Genomic DNA, 5,774 nt, shown 5'->3' on the forward strand with positions numbered 1-5,774 from the left:
TTAAATTATAGTGTTGCGGAATTAAGGCAGAATAGAATTCTATGCCACCATGGTTAAGTAGCTGATTATTGAAATCAAAGAAAGCGACATTCTCCCAATTAGATCCAACTCCCCAAAGGGTAACATTTGTTGATGAAACCCATTCTGGTGCCCAAGCAATCACGCCTGCTCCTCCATTATTGCGTACGGCTTCTTTTACTTCAACAAGAAAGTCCTTTTGAAGTTGAGGGCAAGGCTTTTCTGGATACCCTGTTGCCATTTTACTCATTAAGTTATGGCAATTATCATTCCATTCACGGGTCCAAATATGACCAGTCTCTGCCACCAAAAGTTTTATGCCATATGTTTGATATAATTTAGAAGTGAACTCGCCCAGTTCGGATGGAGTATAAGATTGCCATTGAGGATAGTAGGATAAGCCTAACATATCAAAACTGTGAATACCTAAAGCCTTTAAGTTTGCAACCCAATTGTTGGCGTCTCCTGGATTCATGGCAACATGAAGAACTGTTTTTATAGATTTCCCAGTTGCATTGTTAAAATCTTCTACTGCTTTTAAGCCTGCATTGAACAGTTGAACATTTCTTTCATAATCCACAGGCTCTAACAAAGAGTTGTCTGCTACCATGATGTTTTTGTTTGTTTCATTGCCTATCTGCACCATGTTTGGCAACAAATTTCCAGATAAAAGAGTCTGCAATGTTGACAGTGTATAATTATATACGGAGTCTGACAAAACTGTGGTATTATTTACAACTGAAGCCCAAGCTGCAGGAACAACATTCTGTTCAGGATCAGTCCATGTGTCTGAATAATGGAAATCCAATAAGACATACATGCCTAAATCCTTTGCTCTTTTTATACTCTTTTTTACATCAGACAATGTTGAATACTTAGTCCAAGTTGGGTTATGCTATAATCTCAGACGTACAAGATTTGCACCATAAGAATTCATTAACTCATAAGAAGTCTTAGCAACACCATTTTCGGTGAACTGGACACCACAATCCTCCAATTCATTGGTGTATGACAAGTCTGCTCCTTTTATGAAAGGTAGAGATTCTGTCGTTCTGGTGCTTCCTACTGGTAAGGTTTCATTCAAAGAAGTTACGGTTGGTGTCGAAATGGCATCCGTTTGACAAGATGTTCCTGCCAAGCAGAATGCAATGCCTAGCAATGCATTCGCAATTAGTTTAATCTGTTTCATACGATTTTTATGTTTAAAATTGAAGTCTGCTGCAAAATTAGCATATTGGGAAAATTAAACCAAATCCAAATCAGACAAAGACTAATGCAAAAAGGACATGTCGCATATCTGTCCTAAACATGTCCGTTGTGTTCCTGCACAAACTGTTTTGGAGCGATGCCAAATTCGTTTGTGAAACATTTCGTGAAGTAAGAAGCATTGGACATTCCCACCATGTACATTACTTCAGATACTGAAAATCTGTCTTGTTTCAGCAGTTCTGCAGCTCGTTTTAAACGTGTGGAACGCAAGAATGCAACAGGTGTCTTACCTGTCAATTGCTTGATTTTTCTATATAGCTGCTTTTGATCGACCTTCATCATATCCGAAAGCATAGAAACATTAAAACCTTCCTTCTGCATATTCGTTTCAATAATCTGCAATAACTCTTTTATGAACAACTCGTCTGAAGATTCTATGGAAGTTTCCTCTTTTGTAGACCTCTGTTCTTTTAACATAGTTTCGATATGTTGTGCTTTACGAACATTTTGAGCTTGTTTCAATAATCTTGCCACCTGAAGCACTAATTTGTTAAAGTCGAAAGGCTTTGAAATGAAAACATCTACACCTGCTTTGATGCTCTGTAATTCTGTTTCAAAGTCATCTTTTGCTGTTAGCATAATCACAGGAAGGTTTTCCATTTGTGCAGTATGCTTTAGATTCCGAACAAATTCCAAGCCATTCATGATTGGCATCATTTGATCAACAACTATCAAGTTTACGTTTTGAGTTTTCAGTATGTCAAGCCCTTCTTTGCCATTGAAAGCTTTCAAACAAAAGTATTTTTCCTCAAAAGCAGAACATAAGAATTCTACGACTTCTTTATTGTCATCAATGATTAAAATCTTAGGCAGTGCATTCTCTGCTAATTCTAGTTCTGAAGTCGTGGGAACAGTCTCTTTTCTTATAGCATTTTCCTTTAAAGGTAAAGTTACAGTAAAAACAGCACCTCCCTTGTTGCTGTTTGTTGCTACCACTTTCCCATGATGTAATTCTACAAACTTCTTGACCAGGAATAATCCAATCCCTGTGCCATGTTTACTTTTATCTTCTTCTTTACCTTGGTAATGTCTAATAAATATAAAAGGTAGTTCTGCTTCAGGGATACCACAACCATTGTCTATGACAGAAACAGAGATTTCGCCTTGTTTTACTTGTAGTTCGACCCGTACATGTCCAGTATTATCATTCACATGCTTAATGGCATTTGATAGTAAGTTTGTAAATATGGATTCTATTTTCACAACATCTACGTTCAACCAAAGTTCTTGTATGTCATGAATAAAGTCAATTTTTATCTTACGCTCGTTAGCTATTGGCGCAAAAGCTGAGATACCGTTATTTAATAAGGATACTAGTTCTACATGAGAGCAAATAACAGAATTCTCTGTATCATATTCTGTTTGCTTGTCATCTATAATCTTATATATCAAACTGTTCAATTTTAGGGCATTGCGCTGTATCCCTTTTAAGGTATCTCGCATTTTAGCATTCGTACACTCAGACAAGAGTTTTCCTAAAGGGGCAATAACTAAACTTAAAGGAGTTTTCAGTTCATGCGAAACATTGACAAAGAACTCCATTTTCATCCTTGCCAATTCTAAGGTCTTTTCCTTGGCTTTTCGCTCAAATAATTTTTCGCTCTTTTTCTTTTGAATTCTTAAAAGACAGAATGCTACCATCAATAGAAATATTACATATATCCCCCAAGCCCAAGTGGAAAAATACCATGGGTAAGGGACATCTAATGTGTAAGTTGAAATGGTAGCATATTTATCTGTCATGGGGTCCGTAATACTCAGTTGCAAGGTGTTTTTGCCACTGAGCATAACTGGATATTCAAGCAGATTATTGCCTGTTTTCATTTTTTTCCATTCCTCATCATTCCATTTGTAGTAGAAGGTTTCTCCCTGTGCAGAATAAGCATAAGAAGCCAATTCGATGGAAATATTCTTGAAAGAACTCAGTTTTATAACCTTTTGTTGTGAAAGGTTTGATACTGGAATAAACAAAGAATCGCATGAAATGGCAGAGATAAAGGTCCTTCTGGTATGATGCTTACCACCAAACCTACTTATGCTCAATAATGTAAGGAAGTCTTCTCCTCCAAATATAATTCTATTGTTGTATCCATCAAAAAAGGCGCACTTAAAATGTGGGTTATTTACGTGGTAAGGTGTGACACTCTTATTTTTCTTGTCTATGCACAAAATGCCATCTACAGAAGACACCCATATGTACTTAGAGGAGCAAACAAAAGAATATGCACTTCCATAAGATACTTGATATGGTATCTTATACTTATTATTTCGTTTTATATCATATTGATAGATAGCTCCTTGGTCAGAAAACCAAATATAGTTTCCGTCACATGCAAAGTTATCTAAGTATATGTTTGCCAATTTGTAATCATTCTTTAAAGGGTTTACACATATCAGCCCCAGATTGGTGTTAGCCCATATATTGCCAGCATGGTCTGGTATCATTTGATATACAGATTTGATATGTCCATATCCCAAAAAGTTCTTGTTCGTCAAAGCGTAAGAATGTGATTGACTGTTTTCTAGACTAGTTTTATCCACAACGATAAGACCGCTTAGATATGTGGCTATCCACAGCCTATGTTTTGTATCCTCATAAATGCCATAAATCCAATTGGTATTATTACGTTTGTTGCCTAACTGATAATACTCAAATTGCATAGTCTGTTTGTTCAACTTGGCTATACCGCCATCTGTGGCTATCCAGATTTGGCTACTTCTGTCACGATAAATGGCTCGTATATAATTATTGTTCAATTTATATAATACATTATTTGTACTATACCAAATGGCTTGTTCTTCAGACACATAGAGTAAACCATTCTCTCCACCAAGCCAATATTCTTTGTCGGAACATTGCAATATACAAGTAAAGAGATTGCCATTTCTAGAATCTACAAGGTCAGTCAACTTTACGTCTTGCATTAATGGATTCTGTTGAACCATAGATATTCCATTGTCAGTAGCTACCCAAAGGTTGTTATTCTTGTCTTGATAGAGTTGAGAAATAAAATTATTACATAGAGATTGAGGATTATGGACGTCGTGCTCTATTTCTTGAAGAGACTTTGTGGATATCTGATACACTAACATTCCAGCTTCTGTACCTATTAATAAACGATTGTTAGCAACATCTGAAACAATGCTCTTTAAATAACTACCTGACAGTTCACAAACAGTTTCTATATGGCGATTGTTTATTTTATAGCTAAGCAGTTTACCGTCTGTTCCCATCCATACACAATTGTTTCTTCTATCACATGCAAGACTGTTTATTATCGGATCCTTCATTCCTGGTAAGTTTACGGAATAGAGATGATGATTTGTCTTGTCATAAATGTTGAGTCCTCCATACGAACCAATAAACAGCTTGTCGGCAACAGGCAATAAGGCATAAACCATCTTATGCTGAAAGTTTTTAGAAGCTATTTTGTGAAGCTTACCCTTCTGTATGTCAAAATACAGCAAGCCGTCGTCACGGGTACCAATCCATAACTTACCATTAAAAACCGCCAATGCTCTTACTGCACTGACCTTATAAAAATCTTGATCTGTGTCTTCAAAATTCCAAGTAAGGAGATTCAATTTATGAATACCATTATCAGTTCCAATATACAAATAATGACCATATTGTACAATAGCTTGTACTGTATTCTCATCAGGCATATTCTTGCCAAAATAACAAAGGTGATAGTTATAACCATTGTAATTGACTAGTCCTCTTTTCGTTCCAATCCAAATCAAACCATTAGAATCTTGGAATATTGCATTGACGACATTAGCGTCAAAAGGTAACTTTATATTGTGAAAGTTATTCCAAGTATTGCTTATGTCGTTTTTAAACAACAGATTAGAACCTTTTACATTTGCTAAGATTCCAAACAATAGGCTAAATATAATAAATAGTCTTTTATTCATAATTATTTGATATTTTGATGAATATGGCGCAGCAAAGATACCGGTTTCTTTTGAAAAAGCGCAAAAAGTTGTTCTTAAAAGTGTGGAGATTCACAAAAAAGTCGAATTCAAAATGGCCATATAAACCTCGTTCTCTGAACCTCGCTCAGAGAACACACCTAATGATTCCGGATTTTCAATCCAGCAATCATTCTCCTTAGCCCAGTCTTTTAACCTTGCAAATTGGACTCCCTTGCAAGCCGTTGTTCCCGCAAGCGCTTGAATTGAGCTAAGCACTCCTCCAGCGAAAGCGGATGCTCTCGCCAATAAGCCATGCTCTTTTTCTTTTGGGCATTGACTTTCTTGTGATAATCGTTCAGTTGTATCTCCATCCATTTATGTATTATATTGTTAGAATATTACGTTTGCAAAGTTACGACTATTTCCCGAAATTTCCAAGGCTTCGCTTGATTTTCTTCATAATTTGCCTTTTTGCCGATAACATTCCTGGTGATAGAACCTCCTGTTCCAGCATATCCAATGCCATTCTTAACTCTTCTAGGAGTTCGGGATAGTATTTCATCTGTTCA

Annotated in this window: 2 protein-coding genes and 1 pseudogene; all 3 read right to left on the reverse strand. The window is 36.2% G+C overall.

The window, feature by feature from the left end; genetic code table 11:
* Nucleotides 1-1,207, reverse strand: a pseudogene (locus DW657_RS15115) (arabinogalactan endo-beta-1,4-galactanase); the annotation flags it as partial.
* A 113-nt stretch (nt 1,208-1,320) separates the two neighbouring features.
* Entirely contained in the window at nt 1,321-5,205 is a 3,885-nt protein-coding gene (locus DW657_RS15125) for a two-component regulator propeller domain-containing protein (RefSeq protein ID WP_118313273.1), read from the reverse strand.
* Between the two features lie 90 nt (nt 5,206-5,295).
* Nucleotides 5,296-5,580 carry a hypothetical protein gene (locus DW657_RS15130; protein ID WP_118313274.1) on the reverse strand — a complete coding sequence of 95 codons (285 nt, stop codon included), beginning with the start codon at nt 5,578-5,580 and terminating at the stop codon, nt 5,296-5,298.
* Nucleotides 5,581-5,774 lie beyond the last annotated feature (194 nt).

Origin of the sequence: Prevotella sp. AM23-5 (assembly GCF_003473645.1) — a bacterium.
Classification (GTDB): domain Bacteria; phylum Bacteroidota; class Bacteroidia; order Bacteroidales; family Bacteroidaceae; genus Prevotella; species Prevotella copri_A.